Below are 19,868 nucleotides of genomic sequence, written 5' to 3'. Positions count from 1 at the left end.
ATTATTCAAAACAACTAACCAACATATCTATCATACCATTTATTGTGTATGTGTTAGGAACAAGATGCTTAATTCCATATTCGCTCGCTGTCTGACTCGTAATAGGACCGATGCAAACAACTTTGGTTTCATTTATAAGCTCAAGCCAATTCGGAATATCTTTAACTGACTCGACAAAAAATCTCACTGTAGAAGAACTTGTAAAAGTAATGGCATCAATTCCTGTTTCTAAATGTTGCTTAACCAAGCGTTCAGAGCCTTGATTTCGAATGGTCTGATATACAACTAAATCCGTTACCTCACACTCTTTTAACCCATCTTTTAAAACAGAGCGGGCTAATTGTCCTCGTACAAGGAGAACTCGCTCGTGATGTAACACATTTGCTTTTAACGACTCAAGAAGTGATTCGGCAACGTATTCTTTTGGAACAAGTTGCACGTTAACATCGTATTTTTCCAGCAATTTTGCGGTTTTTTCTCCAACCGCAGCCACTTTTAATCTTTTTAAAGCACTCCGACTGATATTTAACTCTTTTAGCCATTCAAAGAAAAAAGAAATGCCGTTTTGACTTGTAAAAACAATCCAATCAAAACAGTCAATCGACAGCAGGACATCTTCCACTTCTTTTTCATTGTTAGAACGTGCAAACGTGAGGACTGGTAAGCTTAAAGGTATGCCTCCAAGCTTTTTAATCTGTGCTGCAAATGAATGAGCCTGCTTCGCTTCTCTTGTAATCAAAACTTTTTTCAAAAAAAGAGGAGCCTCATGACTCATTATTTGTCCAGCTCCTCTTTTACGCGGTCAATTAAAAGCTTAGCTCCTTGAGATGTTAAGCGACTAGCAGCTTCTGAACCGATAGCAACGGGGTCTTTTCCCGTAATGTGCTCTTTATAAATCGTTTTGCCATCAGGAGATGCGACTAGCGACGTTAGCTCAATATTTCCACCGTCTACTATACGCCCATATCCCGCAATCGGCACTTGGCATCCGCCTTCCATCTCTTTTAAAAATACGCGTTCAGCTCTAACAGCACGAGCCGTTTCATCATGATTTAGAGTTTGAAGAAGCGATAATAATTCATCGTCATTTTCTCGGCATTCGATAGCTAAAGCTCCTTGTCCTACAGCAGGAACACTTATTTCCGGCTCTAGGTACTGAGTGACCGTATCTCTCGACCAGCCCATACGAGATAGTCCTGCAGCGGCCAAGATAATCGCATCGTAATCTTCATTTTTTAATTTCTCTAGGCGTGTATCGATATTTCCTCGAATCCATTTAATTTCGATATCTGAACGCATAGATAGAAGCTGTGCCCCTCGACGCAAGCTGCTTGTCCCAATCACAGCACCGCTTGGCAGCTCCTCAAATCGCTCACCATTTTTTGAAATAAGCGCATCACGGTGATCTTCTCGTAAAGGAATACATCCAATCGTTAATCCTTCTGGCAAAACAGCCGGCATATCTTTCATACTATGAACGGCCATATCAATTTCTTTATCTAACATGGCTTGTTCAATTTCTTTTACAAAAAGACCTTTACCGCCTACTTTGGACAGCGTTACATTTAAAATTTTGTCCCCTTTTGTCACCATTTCTTTAATTTCAAACTCAAAAGGAAGACCTTGTTTTTTTAACTGTTCAATGACCCACTTGGTCTGTGTTAACGCAAGTTTGCTTCGACGAGAGCCGACAATAATTTTTCGCATGTTGTCCTCCTAATTACGAACCCCAAAAGTGAAAATTCGATAAACTGCCAAATAAAAAGAAATTAATAAGTAAGACTAAGAACAATCCAATATTCCACATCGCGATTGCCTTTCCTTGAATACCTCTACGCAGTCTAGCATACAAGTAAGCGCTGTATGCAACAAACATTAAAAATGAACCTAACACTTTTGTATCGTACCAATGAAAATCTACGTATTTAATATAAGCCCATATGATTCCTAAGATTAACGAAAGCAATAACAGCGGTACACCAATTAAAATTAATACATAGGACATGTAATCTAGCTTTGTTAAATCTTCAATTCTTAGCAAGCGCTTGCCCCATTTCTTCTTTTTCAATAAATTATACTGAACAAGATACAGTGCAGAAAAAACAAAAGAAACTGAAAAAGCGCCGTAAGATAAAATAGCCATGGTAATATGGATGATTAATAATTCTGACACAAGGCGCTCCGACTGGACAGCCGTGTATGTTTCAAGTGGAGCAAACGTATGAATAGCCATAATTAAGAAACCAATCACATTTGTAAAAAACACCATAAAATCAACGCGGAACAGGCGATTAATCACAAGTGAAAGAGTAATTAACACCCACGCGTAAAAATACAGCCCTTCAGAAACAGTAAGAATAGGAAACCTTCCCGTCTCAAACATTCGTAAAATTAAAAAGGCTGTTTGCAAAACCCATACAATAGAAAGTAACCAGAAGGCTATCGAGTTTGCCTTCCGGTTATTTTGTACAAAATCAATAAAATATAATAAAACGCTCACCGCGTATAAAATCACAATCAATTCATAGATTCTGGTTAATTCCATATCAACCATTATTCAATCCTCACTTAAGACTGATAAGCTACTGAATGAGACGTAATCGATGTATGAAGCTGCTCTTCTTTTTCTTTTTGCAAAGCAACTTCCTGTTCAATATTAAAAATCTTCATGAACAGCTCTAAAGACTCTTCAGCATGTTTCTCTCCAGCCAATTCTTTCGCGTGTAAAATTGGATCGCGAAGAAGTTGATTAATTATACTTTTTGTATGTTTATTTAACACTTTGCGCTCACGCTCAGATAAATCTGGGAGCTTACGATCAATGCTTTTCATCGTTTCAGCTTGAATGGTAAGTGCTTTTTGACGAAGTGCAGAAATAACAGGTACAACGCCTAATGTACCAAGCCAAGACTTGAAAGCAACAATTTCAGCTTCAAGCATAATTTCAATTTCATCCGCAGCTTTTTGACGCTCTTGCAAATTAGATTCTACAATCCCGTTTAAATCGTCGATATCGTATAAAAAGACCGTCTCTAGCTCATCTAGTTCTGGATCTAAGTCACGCGGAACGGCGATGTCTACCATAAACAATGGACGACCTTTACGCGTACGCTCTGCTTCACTCATCATTCGTTTCGTTACTACATAGTCATTAGCTCCTGTTGAACTAATTAAAATATCAGCTTCGCTTAAAGCATGTTGAAGATCAGCAAATGGTTTGGCTTCTCCAGAAAAACGGTTTGCTAGCTCCTGTGCCTTTTCAAATGTTCGATTCACTACCGTTACTTTTTTAGCTCCGCTGCCATATAAATTCTGCACGGCCAGCTGACCCATTTTTCCCGCACCAAGAATCAATACGTGTTTAGATGATAAGTCTCCAAAAATCTTTTTAGCAAGCTCTACGGCTGCATAGCTGACAGAAACTGCATTCGCACCAATTTCTGTTTCATGATGAGCTTTTTTTGCTAATGTCACAGCTTGTTTAAACAGCTGATTAAAAACCGTTCCAATTGTTTCTTCTTCTTGAGCAAGCAAAAAGCTTGAACGCACTTGTCCAAGAATTTGTGTTTCACCAATCACCATTGAATCTAATCCACATGCTACTCGGTATAAGTGTTCGATGGCTCCATCATTTTCATAGATCGTTAAATAAGGCGAAAACTCTTCTTTATCTATTCCGAACCATTCAGCTAAAAATGCTTTTACATAATAACGGCCCGTGTGTAATTGATCAACAACAGCATAAATTTCCGTACGATTGCATGTTGAAACAATGATGTTCTCCAAAATGCTTTTTTGGCCGCTTAACGTTTTCATGGCAGATGCTAATTCTTGCTCATTAAAACTAAGCTTTTCTCTTATTTCAACAGGGGCTGTTCGAAAGTTTAAGCCGACTGCTATAATATGCATTTGTACATACCCCCTATAATTGAAATGTGCTTATTTATCCGAATTTGACGGGCAGTAACCCCTAAATTTCCAAAGAGCTACAGTGAGATAACTGCCCGTAAAATCCGGCGTTCTTCATTCTACTATTCGTAAAATCCGGCGGACATTACACAGATGTAATCTTCGCCTTATCTCTAACTATTATAACATGTTCTATAAGTCATTCGAAAAAAAAATGTGAACAGTCTTTGAAAACATGTGTTAAGATATTAACTGTTATTCCGTAATAAATTGTATCAAAAAAGCAGCGTTTTATCACGTTTTCTGTTTTGAAACACCTGGAGGTTACTATGAAAAAGCAATCAATGTTTTTTGGTGTCTTACTAGTTGGATTTGGAATCTTTTTCTTACTGAATGAACTACATATGAGCATTGCAGCAAAGGTATACACGTGGCCTGTACTGTTAATTTTAATAGGAGCGGCACTGTTAACTGAGTCTGCTTTATCTCAAGATCATTCAAACTTGCTTGCAAGTTACATATTAATCACTTTAGGTATTCATTTCTATGTAAGTGAACAAATTCCCTTTTGGCCTACGAATATTAGCATGGTCGTTTTTATGGTGGCCATTAGCTTTTTACTCAGTGCTAGAAAAGCCAAATCGGGCTTTTTCCAAGGCGGCACCCTTTTAATTATTGCCATTTTAATGATGTTTTCAGACCGTCTTAAACTATTTTTGCCAAAAGTTGAAGATGGCGTAAATTATTTAACAACCTTCTGGCCTATTTTATTGTTACTAGTTGGGCTATATTTATTATTTTTCAAACGAAAGTAATCTATGTAAACAAGTTAAAAAAATGGAACGTTTGACTCACTTCCTGGTAGAGTGATGATAAACGTTCCATTTTTTTAGCTTCTATTCCTTTGTTTAGTGAGTCATGCGATACTGCAAAGATTTCCACGCTTTATCTTTTCCTTCACCTGTTTCAGATGAGAAATGAATTAATTCATCATTTGGATCTAAATCCAGCGTTTCTCTCACTACTTTTAAGTGCTTCTGCCATTTTCCTTTAGGAATTTTATCGGCTTTCGTCGCAATAACCATAACGGGAAGGTCATGGTGCTTCAAAAACTCATACATCATAACGTCATCCTTTGAAGGAGCATGGCGTAGATCAACAATCATTAACACAGCTTTAAGCTGCTCACGATTTGTTAAATACGTTTCAATCATTTTCCCCCATGCTTCACGCTCTTTTTTAGACACTTTTGCAAATCCGTAGCCAGGTACGTCTACAAAGTGAAGGATTTCATTAATTAAAAAGAAGTTAAGCGTTTGAGTTTTTCCAGGCTTAGACGACGTACGCGCTAAGCTTTTGCGATTGAGCATCTTATTAATAAAAGATGATTTTCCTACATTTGAACGGCCTGCTAACGCAAATTCTGGCAGGTTTTCTTTAGGATATTGTTCAGGGCGTACGGCACTGATAACAATATCGGCTTGAGTTACTTTCATTTTACCTCTCCTACTAGCGCATGTTCCAATACTTGGTCCACATGTGACACAAGAACGATGTCTAATTCCTCTTGTACACTGTCAGGGATATCTTCAATATCACGTTCATTATCGTGAGGGATTAATATTTTAGTTAATCCGGCACGGTGTGCACTAAGTGACTTTTCTTTTAAACCACCGATTGGTAATACGCGACCTCTTAGTGTAATTTCTCCTGTCATTCCTACTTCTCTACGCACTGGTTTACCCGTTAGTGCTGATACTAGAGCAGTGGCAATGGTAATTCCTGCAGAAGGTCCATCCTTTGGTACAGCTCCTTCTGGAACATGGATATGAATATCATGTTTTTCATAAAACTTCTCATCAATTCCTAGTTTCTCTGCATTTGAACGCACGTAGCTAAATGCCGCCTGAGCTGATTCTTTCATCACGTCTCCAAGCTTTCCGGTTAGCACTAGTCTTCCTTTACCAGGGGATAAGCTTACTTCAATGGCCAGCGTGTCTCCTCCTACAGTTGTGTAAGCAAGACCTGTAGCAACGCCAACTTGATCTTCCGTCTCAGCCTGTCCGTAGCGGAACCTAGGCTTACCAAGGAATTCTTCAAGCGTTTTGGCCGTCACCACCACGCGCTTTTTCTCACCAGAGACTACGATACGAGCTGCTTTTCGACAAATGGAAGCAATTTCGCGTTCAAGGTTACGAACACCAGCTTCTCTCGTATATAAACGTATGATTGCTGTTAAGGCGTCATCGCGAATCTGCAAATTGCCCTTTTGCAATCCGTGATTTTCTAGCTGGCGCAGCAATAGGTGACGCTTCGCGATTTCAAGCTTTTCCAGCTCCGTGTAACCAGCAATTTGAATAATTTCCATTCGATCGCGCAGCGGCCCCGGAATCGTAGCTAAGTTATTAGCTGTAGCCACGAACATCACTTTTGATAAATCATACGTTTCTTCTATATAGTGATCGCTGAAATTATGATTTTGTTCAGGATCCAATACTTCTAACAAAGCAGAAGACGGGTCTCCTCGGAAATCATTTGACATTTTATCGATTTCATCAAGCAGAAATACAGGGTTAATCGTTCCTGCTTTTTTCATTCCTTGAATAATGCGTCCAGGCATAGCTCCCACGTACGTGCGACGATGACCGCGGATTTCTGACTCATCTCTCACACCGCCTAGAGATACTCGTACAAAATGACGATCTAGAGACGTAGCAATTGAGCGGGCTAGGGATGTTTTCCCTACGCCAGGAGGTCCTGCTAAACATAAAATAGGGCCTTTAAGAGATTTTGTCAACTGCTGCACGGCTAGATATTCTAATACGCGTTCCTTCACTTTTTCAAGGCCATAGTGCTCATCGTTCAGCACTTGTTCAGCATTATGAATATTGAGCGTATCTTCCGTTTCGTTTGTCCAAGGTAGCGCAATCAACCACTCGATATAATTTCGAATGACTGAGCTTTCAGCGGAGGTAGCAGGAATTTTTTCATAGCGATCCAATTCTTTAAACGCCACTTGTTTGACATGGTCCGTCATCCCACTTGCTTCAATTTTTTCGCGAAGCGTTGCTACTTCTCCTGTCTTTCCTTCTTTGTCTCCAAGCTCTTTTTGAATCGCCTTCATTTGCTCACGAAGATAATACTCTTTCTGAGTGCGTTCCATTGATTTCTTTACACGCTGTCCAATTTTTTTCTCCAGCTGCAAAACTTCTTGCTCATCTTGAATATGAGAAATGATCGTATTTAATCTTTCTTTCACATCAGTTGTTTCTAAAATTTCTTGTTTAAGCTGAATTTTTATTGGTAAATGAGAGGCTACAATATCTGCTAATCTTCCTGGTTCTTCAATGTCACTTACGGTTGAAAGAGTTTCAACGGACACCTTTTTGGAAAGTTTTATGTATTGTTCGAAATAGTCTAAAAGCGTGCGCATCAGCGCTTTATCTTCTACATCAACCTGATGTTCTTCATTTTGCTTTTCCACGTGTACAACAAAATATTCTTCGCTGTCTTCAAATTCTGTAACGGTTACGCGATTTAGTCCTTCTACTAAGACGCGCATCGTTCCATTCGGCAGCTTTAGCATTTGTTTAATTTTTGCCAACGTACCGGTTCTATATAAATCCTCTTTTGTTGGTTCATCGATACCCATATCTTTTTGTGATACTAAACAAACTAAGTGATCATCCATCATTGCTTTTTCTAATGCTTGCACAGATTTGTCTCGCCCAACATCTAAATGAAGCACCATTGTCGGATAGACGATCAAACCTCGTAAAGGCAGTAGCGGCATTGTCAATTTTTCTTTTTCTGCCATGCAATGAACACCTCCAATGCTCGTCAATTAAAGTATGTAAAGTGTGAATTCTTTTAACAATTTTATCTCATTTGTATACACATTGTCTAACAATAGTAATTACTAATTGTATCATGAGAAAGAATTAAAAGGCAAAATATATCTTTTTAAGCTCTTTTCATAAAAAAACGCCTTTTTCGTTGGCTGTGTATAAAGGTTTTATACGCGAAAAAGGCGATGAATATTCATCTGACCATTAATTTTTAATTATCATGATAGAATTAGCTAGATTCTCTATTTGGAATAGCTGGATCTACCGACAAATGTGCAACATGCTCATGTACAGACAATAGTGCTTGTTCAAACACCTCTGTTAAATGATGGACAGGAATAATATCGATACCTTTTACCTTTTCTACCATTGCATTCATATTTTCTTTTGGCACAATCACCGTCTGAACGCCTGCTTGTTTTGCTGCCTTGATTTTTGGAATTACGCCGCCAATTGGCTTTACGTTGCCGTGCAGACCAATTTCTCCTGTCATTGCTACCGTGTGTTTGATTGGGACTTCATAAATTGCTGAGTAGATCCCTGTTGCCATAGCAATACCAGCAGAAGGTCCATCGATTGGCACACCTCCCGGAAAATTCACGTGGATATCATACTCATCGGCTGGCACATCCATTGAGCGAAGAACCGTTATGACATTTTCAATTGAGCTTTTAGCCATACTTTTACGACGAATAGACTTCCCTTGAGTCCCTATACTTTCCTCTTCAACGATACCCGTAATAATAATGTTCCCTTTCTCTTTTGCAGGAATCGCTTTGACCTCAATTTCTAAAAGTGCTCCAGAGTTGGGCCCGTACACGGCTAATCCATTAATAAGCCCCACTTTTTCCTCATCTGCAATTTTCGGATCGTGTCTTGGAGATAGTTGACTAGAATGAACAATCCATTCAATATCTTCATTTTTAATGTCCGTTCGTTCCTCTGATATCGCTAGTCCAGCCGCAATTTGCATCATATTAACCGTTTCACGTCCATTGCGTGCATATGTAGAAAACAGAGATAAACCTTCTTCTGATATATCCATTCTGACTTTATTTGCTGCTTTTTTTGCAACTGTAATAATTTCGTCGCGATCAAGCTCACGGAAAAATACCTCTACGCATCTGGAACGAATGGCAGGCGGAATTTCATTAGGCGTTCTAGTCGTCGCACCAATCAAGCGAAAGTCGGCTGGTAAACCATTTTGAAAAATATCGTGAATATGTGTTGGAATTTGTGTATTTTCTTCGCTATAATAGGCGCTTTCCATAAACACTTTTCGATCTTCTAGAACCTTTAACAGCTTATTCATCTGAATAGGATGGAGTTCTCCAATTTCATCAATAAATAAAATTCCCCCGTGTGCATCTGTAACTGCTCCTTGTTTTGGCTGCGGAATTCCAGCTTGGCCCATAGCGCCTGCGCCTTGGTAAATGGGGTCATGCACTGATCCAATTAAAGGATCTGCAATGCCTCGCTCATCAAAACGCGCCGTAGTTGCATCTAACTCTACAAATACAGCTGCTTGTTTAAAAGGTGATTTTTTATTTTTCTTTGCTTCTTCTAACACTAAACGTGCTGCTGCTGTTTTTCCTACTCCAGGCGGCCCGTATACAATAACGTGCTGTGGATTAGGACCGCAAAGGGCAGCCTTTAGTGACCGAATTCCATCTTCTTGTCCGACAATATCAGAGAAGCTAGACGGCCTCACACGTTCGGCAAGCGGCTCAGTTAAAGAGATGGCTCTCATCTTCTGCAGTTGCTCCATTTCTTTCTTTGAATCCCGGTCAATTGAGACTTTTTGCGTACGCTGATTGCGTAATAAATTCCAAAAATATAAGCCAATGATGATACCAAAAAAGAGTTGGACCATTAAGGCAATATTCGTCCAGTTCATAGATAAACCTCCTGCGCAGTTTAGTAAGATAATTATCAGTTATTATCTCCCTGCAGCAGTAGGAATAAACAAGATTCTAGTAAAAAGTAAAATTTAGTTGTCCTTCATCAACAGAAAAAAGCCGGGTACTCAAATTGAGTACCCGGCTTTTTTTATGCTGATGTTTTGCTGCCTTCTTGAATAGTAGATCCGTCTTCTAATACGAACTTAGGAGCCGCTTGATCACGAACTGTTTCACCTGTGATAATACATTTTGTAATATCATCACGTGAAGGAAGATCAAACATTACATCTAACATAATACCTTCAATGATTGAACGTAGACCACGAGCACCTGTTTTACGCTCGATTGCTTTTTTAGAAATTTCTACTAAAGCCTCGTCTTCGAACTCAAGTTCAACGTCATCAAGTTCAAGCATTTTTTGATATTGTTTCACTAGTGCATTTTTCGGTTTTGTTAAAATCTCAACTAGCGCTTCTTCATCAAGAGGCACTAAGCTAGCAGTAACCGGTAAACGACCAATAAACTCTGGAATTAAACCAAATTTTAATAAATCTTCCGGTAATACTTTTGCTAGTAACTCTTTTTCTGTAAAGTCTTGTTGTTTTGTTTCTGAACCGAAACCAATTACTTTTTTACCTAGACGGCGCTTAATAATAGGTTCGATTCCGTCAAACGCACCACCGCAAATAAATAAGATATTTGTTGTATCAATTTGAATAAATTCTTGATGAGGGTGTTTGCGTCCACCTTGAGGAGGAACACTTGCTACAGTACCTTCTAAGATTTTAAGAAGAGCCTGCTGCACACCTTCACCTGATACATCACGTGTAATAGATGGGTTTTCAGACTTACGCGCTACTTTATCAATTTCATCAATGTAGATGATACCTTTTTCAGCTTTCTCCACATCGTAATCAGCTGATTGAATTAATTTTAATAAGATGTTTTCAACATCTTCTCCTACATAACCCGCTTCTGTTAGAGATGTTGCATCTGCAATCGCAAACGGTACGTTTAAAATACGAGCCAATGTTTGAGCTAGTAAAGTTTTACCGCTTCCTGTAGGTCCAATTAATGCAATATTACTTTTTGATAACTCAACGTCATCAATTTTACTGTTTGAATTGATTCGTTTGTAATGGTTGTATACTGCAACAGATAACGATTTTTTCGCATCCTCTTGACCAATTACATACTCATCTAAAATGTCACGAATTTCTTTTGGTTTTGGTACATCTTTAAATTCTACTTCTTCTTCTGTACCTAACTCTTCTTCTACGATTTCCGTGCAAAGTTCAATACATTCATCGCATATGTAAACACCTGGACCCGCAACTAACTTGCGTACTTGTTCTTGTGTTTTACCACAAAATGAGCATTTTAACTGCCCTTTTTCATCGTTAAATTTAAACATAATTTTCACCCCTTGTAGTATTTACTAAAGTGCTCGAAGCTGATTTCTATCCGCGCTATAGCCCAACAACATGAACAACTCATCTATTTGTAGGTAAATGCCCCTCTTTATCACATAGTAAAAGCGCTATGAAAAGATTTGTATTGCATTTTACCATACATTTTCTTGAATAGATACTAAAACGTTTTATGTATATGTTGTTGATGAGCATAACAGAATGAAGATCTGCTATTATATAGTGTCCTCTTATTGGGCCTATTTCATAACCACGGATTTCAAACAATGGGTTAAAGCTGCTTCTACGGTGTTGGTTATGATATAAAAAAACTATTGAAGTTTATAAAACAAGGCACGATCAAGTCGCGCCTTGTTTCTTACTTACTATTATGCAACAGCTTTGCTGTTTTCTACAAGAAATTCAACTGCTTTACGTACTTTCATGTCTTCTTTAATGCTATCAAGACTGCCAAGCACTTTCTTAATTTCTTCGACAGGCATGTTGTACATTCCTGCCATGTTTTCTAATTCTTTTTCTACTTCTTCTTCGCTTACTTCAAGATTTTCAGCTTTTGAAATAGCTTCTAGCGTTAAGTTGATTTTCACACGCTTTTCAGCATCCGGACGCATTTGGTCGCGAAGAGCTTTTTCATCTTGACCTGAGAATTGGAAGTAAAGTTCAAGGTTAAGACCTTGCATTTGTAAACGTTGTTCAAACTCTTGCATCATACGATCCATTTCAGTGTTGAACATTGCTTCTGGAATTTCTACTTCAGCATTTTCAGCAGCTTTTTCTACTAAAGTGTCGCGAAGAGCTGATTCTGCTTGGTTTTCTTTATCGCTTTGTAATTTTTCTTTTGTTTTTGCTTTTAACGCTTCTAAAGTTTCTACTTCTTCATCTACGTCTTTTGCAAACTCATCGTCTAAAGCTGGAAGCTCTTTAGATTTGATTTCGTGTAATTTCACTTTGAATTTAGCAGCTTTACCAGCTAGCTCTTCAGCGTGATACTCTTCAGGGAATGTTACTTCCACTTCTTTTTCAGCGCCTACTTCAAGACCAACTAGTTGCTCTTCAAAGCCAGGGATGAATGTGTTAGAACCGATTTCTAAAGAATAGTTTTCGCCTTTTCCGCCTTCAAATGCTTCGCCATCAACGAAACCTTCAAAGTCGATTACAGCTGTATCGCCTTCAGCTACTGTTCCTTCTTCTTTAACAACTAGTTCAGCGTGACGCTCTTGAAGTGTTTTTAATTCAGCTTCAACGTCTTCATCTGTTACAGTTGTATCTACTTTTTCTACTTCTAAGTTTTTGTATTCGCCTAATTTAACTTCAGGCTTAACAGTTACTTTAGCAGTGAAAACTAGAGGTTGTCCTTTTTCGATTGTTTCAACATCGATTTCTGGACGATCAACCGGCTCGATACCAGCTTCAACGATTGCATTGCTGTAAGCTTCAGGTAATAAGATGTCTAGTGCATCTTGGTATAAAGATTCTACGCCAAAACGTTTTTCGAAAAGTGGACGAGGCATTTTACCTTTACGGAACCCTGGTACGTTTACTTGTTTTACAACTTTTGTGAATGCTTTATCTAAGGCTTTATCAAACTCAGCAGCTTCAACTTCTACTGTTAAAACGCCTTGATTTCCTTCTTGTTTTTCCCATTTTGCAGACATGAATGTTTCCCTCCAAAATCATTTTAAGTAGTGATTTCTAAATTAGATAATGCAGATAGCCTATCAGTTCAAACCTCAATCATTATCTATTTAACTCCCTACTACTTTAAAGTAAGTAGGAATGTAATGTAAAGATGAAATTCTACTATACGTATTTAAGTGCATTTTACAACCATTATATTATAACATACAACAATGACGTTTCAACTAAACACCACATTTTATATAAAAGAAATTTCTTCAATTTCTTTTAGCTCTTTAATTGCCTTTCGTAATTCAGCTGCGGAGAAACTTCCGTCTTCCTCTGCTACAGCTGCATCTGACTCTTCTCCTTGCATCATCAGACTAACAGCATACACCGCTTCTGTCCAAAGTTTTACATTATCACCCGGTAAAAACGGAAATGTTATAAATAAATGACGCTGCCATATTTCAACGGCAACCTGCAGCAATGTAGGATTTTCATGCTCCAGCTTTTCCGTCAGCTGCGCTTCTACTTGCTCGGCAAACAAATACGGTGTTGTTCGTTGAAGCTGAAGCGCATTTACTTTTTTCGTCTCTCCAAACTTACTAATCATAAAATCAATGTCTACTTCTTCTTCCATGACTGTTTTTAAAGCGACTGTTTTTACGATAGGGTGAATAGCTTCAGATGAAAATAGCTGTTCCAGAAAGAAGCGCTGCTTTTCAATTCTCTTTGTTTTTAATGAATGAACCCATTCAAGCTGATCTTGAATATTGTCTAGAGCTGTGAATGATTTAAACTGCTCTATCTGTTCTTCTTCTGTTTGTTCTTCTATGACTTGTTCTTGATTCATTCTATTTTTGCAGAACTCCAATAGCTGATAAAGCTGTTCAGCATGTTCAGAAGGGAGTTTGTGTTCTTGAATAACTGCTTGTAGAGTGACATATCCTTCATGATAATGACCAAGCTGAATTAACACCATAAGGTACATTTGCAAATTATGATAATAATCGCCAATATCTTCTTTCAGCATTTGCTCACATAATTCCTTAGCTATGCCTGCATCACCGAGCTCCACGTGACAAATAACAAGGCCAAGCAAAATTTCATGATGCTTATTATCAAGTTCGTAGGCCTGCTCAAATAAAGGAAGTGCTTCTTGAAATTGCTTGTGCTGCATATGTTCTGTAGCTTTTTCAACCAACCGTTCTTTTAATAGAGGAAAAGCTACAATTTTGTTTTGTTGTTCATTCGACATGTTTTCTCCCCACTTCGCGGTCCATTTGCTTTACAGTTTAGCAATTGAATTAACGGAACGCAAAAAAATCGAGCAAAATCATCATTTTGCTCGATTTTTGGTTAATATCTTACCGTTTTTGCTTCATAAGCAGAAATGTCGTCTTCAAAAGAAAGCGTATAGCCAATTTCATCATATCCGTTAACAAGCATATATTTCCAATGGCCATTGATCTCAAACGTACGTTCAAAACCTGCTTCATCGGTAATTTTTTGCTGATGAAGATCGATTGTACAGGCGTAAGAAGCACTTTGAGACTCTTTCATTAAATAGGAAACATCTTCTTTTGGTAAAACAATAGGTAAAATACCATTTTTTAGACAGTTTTGTTTAAAAATATCCGCAAATGACGGTGCGATAATGGCACGGAACCCATAGTCTAAAAGCGCCCATGGAGCGTGTTCACGTGACGAACCACACCCGAAGTTCTCGTCAGCTACAAGAATTGTTGCTCCTTGATTTTGAGGCTGATTTAGTTCAAACGTTTCATTTAACGTTTCATCTTCATTATATCGCCAATCAAAAAAGAGAAATTGGCCAAAGCCAGTACGCTCAATTCTTTTCAAAAATTGCTTTGGGATAATTTGATCAGTATCTACGTTTGCTCGGTCGAGACCTGCTACTTTTCCTGTATGGATTGTAAAAGCATTCATCTGTGTTCTCCTCCTTATCGCACCGCTTGTTCTTGTAGTTTGCGTACATCAACAAAATGTCCATATACCGCTGCCGCTGCTGCCATTACCGGGCTTACTAAATGCGTTCTGGCACCTTTTCCTTGACGTCCTTCAAAGTTTCGATTAGAAGTGGACGCACAGTGTTCGCCTTGTGGAACTAAGTCAGAGTTCATGCCTAGACACATGCTGCAGCCCGAGTCTCTCCATTCAAAGCCTGCTTCAATAAAAATAGCAGATAACCCTTCTTCTTCAGCCACTCGCTTTACTTTTTGAGAACCTGGTACAATCATCGCTCGCACATCTGGTGACACTTTCTTTCCTTTAATAAAGGCTGCCACGTCACGAAGATCAGACAAACGAGCATTTGTACATGAACCGATAAATACATGCTGAACTGGGATCTCTTCTATTGCCATGCCGGGCTGTAAGCCCATATACTCAAGTGCTCGTGACAAAGACTTTTTCTCAGCTTCTGTTGTACACTCTTCTAATGTAGGAACTTGCTTGCTAACATAAGAACTCATCGCCGGGTTTGTTCCCCATGTTACAACAGGCTCAATTGTATCTGCATCAATTTCTAGCGTTTCATCGTATGTTGCACCTTCATCTGTTGCTAAAGCTGCCCAAGCTTCCACTGCTTTTTCAAACTGTTCTCCTTTAGGAGCATACTGACGCCCTTTAATATAAGAGAAAGTAACATCATCTGGACTGATTAAACCAGCTTTTGCACCGGCTTCAATAGACATATTACAAATAGTCATGCGCTCTTCCATTGAAAGGTCGCGAATACATTCGCCCGTAAATTCTACGATTGAACCCGTTCCAAAATTCACGCCGAATTTTTGAATAATTGCTAACACAATGTCCTTAGCATAAACACCAGGCTGTTTTTTGCCATTTACTTTCACTTGTAGCGTTTTTGGTTTCGCTTGCCATAGCGTTTGCGTTGCTAAAACATGTTCTACCTCACTCGTTCCTATACCAAAAGCAAGCGCTCCAAATGCACCGTGAGTAGATGTATGGCTATCTCCGCACACAATGGTTTTTCCAGGCTGCGTCAATCCTAATTCCGGTCCAATGATATGCACAATTCCTTGCTCTTCGCTTGTTAAATCTAAAAGCTTCACACCAAACTCATGACAGTTTTCAGATAGTTTGTCTACTTGTTTCTTTGCAATCGGATCTTTAATATTAAAACGGTCAACCGTTGGAATATTGTGATCCATTGTAGCAAACGTTAAGTCCGGACGCTTCACTTGACGATTTGCCACGCGAAGACCTTCGAATGCTTGAGGAGACGTTACTTCATGAATAAGATGAAGATCGATATATAATAAGTCCGGCTTCCCCTCTTCTCGACGTACAACATGTTGTTCCCAAAGCTTATCAATAATTGTTTTTGGTTTCATACTGCTCCTCCTTTCTGATTATGAAAAACGTTTCTCACAAAACGTGAGAAACGCATGATTAACTGTAAGCTGTCATAATGCTTGAAATGGCAGAATCGTTGGCAATAACCGCAGTTATTGCATCCACCATTTTATCGGTACCTAAATAATGATTACCGTCTGCTAAGTCAGCTGTTCGATGACCTGCATGTAATACACTTTCAACCGCTTGTTCAATCACCGCTGCTTCTGTTTCTAATCCAAATGAATGTCTAAGCAACATTGCTGCAGATAAAATAGCAGCAATCGGATTAGCTTTGTTTTGTCCAGCAATGTCTGGTGCAGAACCGTGAACCGGTTCGTATAAAGATGGACCATCAACCGTTAAACTCGCAGATGGAAGCATCCCTAACGATCCTGTCAGCATAGAAGCCTCATCACTCAAAATATCACCAAACATATTTTCAGTTACCACTACATCAAAATATTTCGGATTACGAATTAACTGCATAGCAGCTGAATCTACAAGCATATGCTCAAGCTCTACATCCGGGTAGTCTTTTGCTACTTCTTCAGCTACTTCACGCCACACTCGACTAGACTCAAGCACATTCGCTTTATCAACCGACGTTACCTTTTTACGTCGATTTACAGCCGTTTCAAACGCTTGGCGAATAATCCTTTCTATTTCTGTACGCTTATAAAATAACGTGTCGACAACTGTCTCTTCATTTCCTTCTGTTCGACGCTCGCTAGGCTGACCAAAATATAAGCCCCCTGTTAGCTCACGAACGATAATGAAGTCAACACCTTCAATGTATTCTTTTTTCAAAGGAGAGGCATCTGCTAAGCTATCATAAAACGTCACTGGACGAAGGTTAGCATATAAATCCAATTCTTTTCGAATAGCTAGCAAACCTTTTTCTGGTCGCAAATGTGAAGGGTTACGATCCCATTTTGGCCCTCCAACGGATCCAAGTAAGACGGCATCCGCCTGCTTACAAATCTCAATTGTACTTTCTGGAAGAGGTGTGCCAGCCTCATCAATTGCAGCTCCGCCAATTAATCCATACGTAAACTCGAATTGATGATCAAAGCGCTCTCCAATTGCTTTTAAAACGGCAACAGCGCCTTTGGTTACTTCTGTTCCTACGCCGTCACCTGGTAATACAGCGACTTTTTTTGTCATGGTGGTCTCTCCCTTCAGTTCACATTACTTCTTGCTTTGTACGATGCTGCTGAATAGCGATTAATCGATTAATGGCATTTAAATAGGCTTTCGCTGACGATTCTAATACGTCAAATGCTACTCCGCGTCCGCTTGCTTCAGTTCCTTCGCTTTCAACCTTCACAAATACTTCAGCCAGTGCATCCGGACCGCCGTTAATAGACTGAATACGATAGTCTAATAGTTTGACATCTTGCTCAACACAGCGCTGCAGCGTATTATAGATAGCTTCCACGCTTCCAGATCCCGTAGCTGCTTCTTGAATCTCTTCGCCGTTTTCTTTGCGAAGCGTAATCGTAGCCGTAGGAATATTGTTCGTACCATACTGAACTTGCAGACTTTCAAGCTTATATTCACTGTCTTTGCTAACTTGCTTTTGAATGACTAATGCCAATAAATCATCGTCGGTAATGTCTTTTTTCTTATCTGCTAAGTCTTTAAACTTCTCAAAAAGCACGTTTGCTTCTGTATCTTCCAATGTGAACCCAAGCTCTACTAGGCGTGTACGGAACGCATGACGGCCTGAGTGTTTACCCAGCACAATCGGATTTTGTTTAACACCCACAAGTTCTGGGGAAATAATCTCATATGTTAACGGATTTTTTAAGACGCCATCTTGGTGAATACCTGATTCATGAGCAAAAGCATTTTTTCCGACAATTGCTTTATTTGGCGCAATATTCATTCCGGTAAGCTTACTGATAATGTCACTCGTACGCTTGATTTCGGGCAAGATCAAACCTGTGCTCGCTTGATAGAAGTCTTGACGGACATGAAGCGCAAGTGCTACTTCTTCAAGAGCAGCGTTACCGGCACGTTCTCCGATTCCGTTAATCGTTCCTTCAATTTGAGTAGCTCCTGCTTCAATAGCAGCCATTGAATTAGCAACAGCTAGCCCTAAGTCATCGTGGCAGTGAGCTGACAAATCGACCTTATGAATATTTGATACATGTTCTTTTAAGTAATTAAATACGGATTGATAGTCACCAGGCGTGATAAATCCTACCGTATCTGGAATATTAACGACTTTTGCACCAGCATCGATAACAGCTTCTACAATTCTAGCTAAAAACGGTAAATCTGTGCGACATGCATCTTCAGCAGACCATTGAACAACCGGGAATTTTTTACTTGCGTATTTCACCATTTCCACTGCTGTTTCAAGTACTTCATCAGGTGTTTTTTTCAATTTATGCTGCATATGAATTTCGGAAGTAGCGATAAAAACATGCAGTCTTGGTTCTGCACTTTCTTTTAACGCTTCCCATGCAATGTCAATATCTTTTGTAACAGACCTTGCAAGGCCTGTTACAGAAGAATTTTTGACAATAGACGCAATTTCTTTTACGGATTGAAAATCACCTTTTGAAGAAGCTGGAAATCCGGCTTCAATAATGTCGATACCTAATCGCTCTAACTGCTTAGCAATTTCAAGCTTTTCTTGTAGGTTCAAATTGACTCCAGGTGACTGTTCACCATCGCGTAGCGTCGTGTCAAATAGTTTAATTTTTTGCACTAGCGATCACCGCTTCTTTCTTTTGTTTTTTAACAAATGGCATCATTTCACGTAATTGAGCGCCAACTTTTTCAATTAAATGTTCGTTTTCACGGTTATTGATAGCTGTAAATTCTGGACGATTTGCTTGGTTTTCTAGGATCCAGCCTTTTGCAAATTTACCTGTTTGGATATCTTCAAGCACTTTTTTCATTTGTTCTTTTGAACGCTCATCTACAACGCGTGGTCCTGAAACGAAGTCACCCCATTGAGCTGTATCAGAGATTGAATAACGCATGCCTTCCATTCCGCCTTCATACATAAGGTCAACAATTAATTTTAATTCGTGTAAACACTCAAAATATGCAACTTCCGGTTGGTAGCCAGCTTCTACAAGCGTTTCAAAACCAGCTTTAACTAATGAAGTTAAACCGCCGCAAAGTACTGCTTGCTCACCGAAAAGATCTGTTTCTGTTTCTTCTTTAAACGTTGTTTCTAATACACCCGCACGAGCTGAGCCAATTGCTTTAGCATAAGCTAATGCTACGTCTTTTGCTTCGCCAGTTACGTCTTGGAATACTGCGAATAACGCCGGTACGCCAGCTCCTTCTTCATACGTTCTTCTTACAAGGTGACCAGGACCTTTTGGAGCTACTAAGAATACGTCAACGAATTCAGGTGCTACGATTTGATTAAAGTGAATGTTAAAACCGTGAGCAAATACTAAAGATTTTCCTGGTTTTAATCCTGGAAGAATTTCTTCGTTATAAACTTTTGGCTGATGCTCATCTGGAAGTAATACCATTACTACTTCTGCTTGTTGAACTGCTTCTTTTACAGATAATACAGTGAAGCCGTCTTGTTCTGCTTGATCCCATGATTTACCTTTACGTAATCCTACTACCACGTTTACTCCGCTGTCGCGTAAGTTTTGTGCGTGAGCGTGACCTTGTGAACCATAACCTACGATTGCTACTGTTTTACCTTGTAATAATTGATCCTTTGCATCTCCGTTGTAATATACCTTTGTCATAATAAATCTCTCCTCTTAGTTTATATAGTTTTATATAGTTTACTT

16 protein-coding genes are annotated in these 19,868 nt (G+C 39.1%); 1 reads left to right on the top strand and 15 read right to left on the bottom strand.

Features of this window, described 5'->3' with window-relative positions; genetic code table 11:
* Position 1: 1 nt before the first annotated feature.
* The 4 genes from ACMX9J_RS18670 to hemA are packed head-to-tail and all read right to left on the bottom strand — an operon-like array spanning position 2 to position 3,909.
* Positions 2-775, bottom strand: coding sequence for a uroporphyrinogen-III synthase (locus ACMX9J_RS18670; protein WP_049166235.1), 774 nt, complete (start codon positions 773-775; stop codon positions 2-4).
* A complete protein-coding gene (hemC, locus tag ACMX9J_RS18665; RefSeq protein WP_028411729.1) occupies positions 775-1,707 on the bottom strand; it encodes a hydroxymethylbilane synthase in 933 nt (310 codons plus the stop codon). The genes ACMX9J_RS18670 and hemC overlap by 1 nt, the downstream gene beginning before the upstream one ends.
* Before the next feature lie 13 nt (positions 1,708-1,720).
* On the bottom strand, positions 1,721-2,554 hold the full coding sequence (locus ACMX9J_RS18660) for a cytochrome C assembly family protein (RefSeq protein ID WP_013059361.1): 834 nt from the start codon (positions 2,552-2,554) through the stop codon (positions 1,721-1,723).
* 14 nt (positions 2,555-2,568) lie between these two features.
* A complete protein-coding gene (hemA, locus tag ACMX9J_RS18655) occupies positions 2,569-3,909 on the bottom strand; it encodes a glutamyl-tRNA reductase (protein WP_033579644.1) in 1,341 nt (446 codons plus the stop codon).
* A 329-nt stretch (positions 3,910-4,238) separates the two neighbouring features.
* Between hemA and ACMX9J_RS18650 the strand changes: the two genes are divergently transcribed.
* Positions 4,239-4,724: a LiaF transmembrane domain-containing protein gene (locus ACMX9J_RS18650; RefSeq protein WP_013059363.1), complete on the top strand. Its 486-nt coding sequence runs from the start codon at positions 4,239-4,241 to the stop codon at positions 4,722-4,724.
* 93 nt (positions 4,725-4,817) lie between these two features.
* Here the strand turns inward: ACMX9J_RS18650 and yihA are convergent, their stop codons facing one another.
* From yihA to ilvC, 11 genes are all read right to left on the bottom strand, one after another.
* Positions 4,818-5,405, bottom strand: coding sequence for a ribosome biogenesis GTP-binding protein YihA/YsxC (gene yihA / locus ACMX9J_RS18645; RefSeq protein ID WP_013059364.1), 588 nt, complete (start codon positions 5,403-5,405; stop codon positions 4,818-4,820).
* A complete protein-coding gene (gene lon, locus ACMX9J_RS18640; RefSeq protein ID WP_014458105.1) occupies positions 5,402-7,726 on the bottom strand; it encodes an endopeptidase La in 2,325 nt (774 codons plus the stop codon). Before lon ends, yihA begins: the two co-directional genes overlap by 4 nt.
* 260 nt (positions 7,727-7,986) lie before the next feature.
* A complete protein-coding gene (lonB, locus tag ACMX9J_RS18635; protein WP_028411731.1) occupies positions 7,987-9,654 on the bottom strand; it encodes an ATP-dependent protease LonB in 1,668 nt (555 codons plus the stop codon).
* 152 nt (positions 9,655-9,806) lie between these two features.
* On the bottom strand, positions 9,807-11,072 hold the full coding sequence (gene clpX / locus ACMX9J_RS18630; RefSeq protein WP_013059367.1) for an ATP-dependent protease ATP-binding subunit ClpX: 1,266 nt from the start codon (positions 11,070-11,072) through the stop codon (positions 9,807-9,809).
* Positions 11,073-11,456: 384 nt separating this feature from the next.
* The gene (gene tig / locus ACMX9J_RS18625; RefSeq protein WP_016765666.1) at positions 11,457-12,743 is read right to left on the bottom strand and encodes a trigger factor; all 1,287 of its coding nucleotides are present in this window, start codon (positions 12,741-12,743) and stop codon (positions 11,457-11,459) included.
* 221 nt (positions 12,744-12,964) lie between these two features.
* Entirely contained in the window at positions 12,965-13,966 is a 1,002-nt protein-coding gene (locus ACMX9J_RS18620) for a tetratricopeptide repeat protein (RefSeq protein WP_033579642.1), read from the bottom strand.
* A gap of 101 nt (positions 13,967-14,067) precedes the next feature.
* The gene (gene leuD / locus ACMX9J_RS18615) at positions 14,068-14,658 is read right to left on the bottom strand and encodes a 3-isopropylmalate dehydratase small subunit (RefSeq protein WP_028411734.1); all 591 of its coding nucleotides are present in this window, start codon (positions 14,656-14,658) and stop codon (positions 14,068-14,070) included.
* 14 nt (positions 14,659-14,672) lie between these two features.
* A complete protein-coding gene (leuC, locus tag ACMX9J_RS18610; RefSeq protein ID WP_028411735.1) occupies positions 14,673-16,088 on the bottom strand; it encodes a 3-isopropylmalate dehydratase large subunit in 1,416 nt (471 codons plus the stop codon).
* 58 nt (positions 16,089-16,146) lie between these two features.
* Complete coding sequence (gene leuB / locus ACMX9J_RS18605) at positions 16,147-17,256, bottom strand: 3-isopropylmalate dehydrogenase (protein WP_028411736.1); 1,110 nt, start codon at positions 17,254-17,256, stop codon at positions 16,147-16,149.
* A 19-nt stretch (positions 17,257-17,275) separates the two neighbouring features.
* Positions 17,276-18,811 (bottom strand): 2-isopropylmalate synthase, encoded by a 1,536-nt coding sequence (locus ACMX9J_RS18600; protein ID WP_025750618.1) that lies wholly within the window; start codon positions 18,809-18,811, stop codon positions 17,276-17,278.
* Entirely contained in the window at positions 18,798-19,823 is a 1,026-nt protein-coding gene (gene ilvC / locus ACMX9J_RS18595) for a ketol-acid reductoisomerase (protein WP_028411737.1), read from the bottom strand. Before ilvC ends, ACMX9J_RS18600 begins: the two co-directional genes overlap by 14 nt.
* Between the last annotated feature and the right edge of the window lie 45 nt (positions 19,824-19,868).

The organism is Priestia sp. RMT2NF4 (assembly GCF_047872835.1).
Taxonomy (GTDB): domain Bacteria; phylum Bacillota; class Bacilli; order Bacillales; family Bacillaceae_H; genus Priestia; species Priestia zanthoxyli.
This window is presented reverse-complemented; position numbering and strand designations above follow the sequence as displayed.

Excerpts from the sequence above, each read along its gene's own strand:
- yihA (WP_013059364.1), bottom strand. The coding sequence starts at position 5,405 with ATGAAAGTAACTCAAGCCGATATTGTTATCAGTGCCGTACGCCCTGAA.
- hemC (WP_028411729.1), bottom strand. The coding sequence starts at position 1,707 with ATGCGAAAAATTATTGTCGGCTCTCGTCGAAGCAAACTTGCGTTAACA.
- ACMX9J_RS18650 (WP_013059363.1), top strand. The coding sequence starts at position 4,239 with ATGAAAAAGCAATCAATGTTTTTTGGTGTCTTACTAGTTGGATTTGGA.
- lon (WP_014458105.1), bottom strand. The coding sequence starts at position 7,726 with ATGGCAGAAAAAGAAAAATTGACAATGCCGCTACTGCCTTTACGAGGT.
- clpX (WP_013059367.1), bottom strand. The coding sequence starts at position 11,072 with ATGTTTAAATTTAACGATGAAAAAGGGCAGTTAAAATGCTCATTTTGT.
- hemA (WP_033579644.1), bottom strand. The coding sequence starts at position 3,909 with ATGCATATTATAGCAGTCGGCTTAAACTTTCGAACAGCCCCTGTTGAA.
- ilvC (WP_028411737.1), bottom strand. The coding sequence starts at position 19,823 with ATGACAAAGGTATATTACAACGGAGATGCAAAGGATCAATTATTACAA.
- ACMX9J_RS18660 (WP_013059361.1), bottom strand. The coding sequence starts at position 2,554 with ATGGTTGATATGGAATTAACCAGAATCTATGAATTGATTGTGATTTTA.
- ACMX9J_RS18620 (WP_033579642.1), bottom strand. The coding sequence starts at position 13,966 with ATGTCGAATGAACAACAAAACAAAATTGTAGCTTTTCCTCTATTAAAA.
- leuB (WP_028411736.1), bottom strand. The coding sequence starts at position 17,256 with ATGACAAAAAAAGTCGCTGTATTACCAGGTGACGGCGTAGGAACAGAA.
- tig (WP_016765666.1), bottom strand. The coding sequence starts at position 12,743 with ATGTCTGCAAAATGGGAAAAACAAGAAGGAAATCAAGGCGTTTTAACA.
- lonB (WP_028411731.1), bottom strand. The coding sequence starts at position 9,654 with ATGAACTGGACGAATATTGCCTTAATGGTCCAACTCTTTTTTGGTATC.
- leuD (WP_028411734.1), bottom strand. The coding sequence starts at position 14,658 with ATGAATGCTTTTACAATCCATACAGGAAAAGTAGCAGGTCTCGACCGA.
- leuC (WP_028411735.1), bottom strand. The coding sequence starts at position 16,088 with ATGAAACCAAAAACAATTATTGATAAGCTTTGGGAACAACATGTTGTA.
- ACMX9J_RS18670 (WP_049166235.1), bottom strand. The coding sequence starts at position 775 with ATGAGTCATGAGGCTCCTCTTTTTTTGAAAAAAGTTTTGATTACAAGA.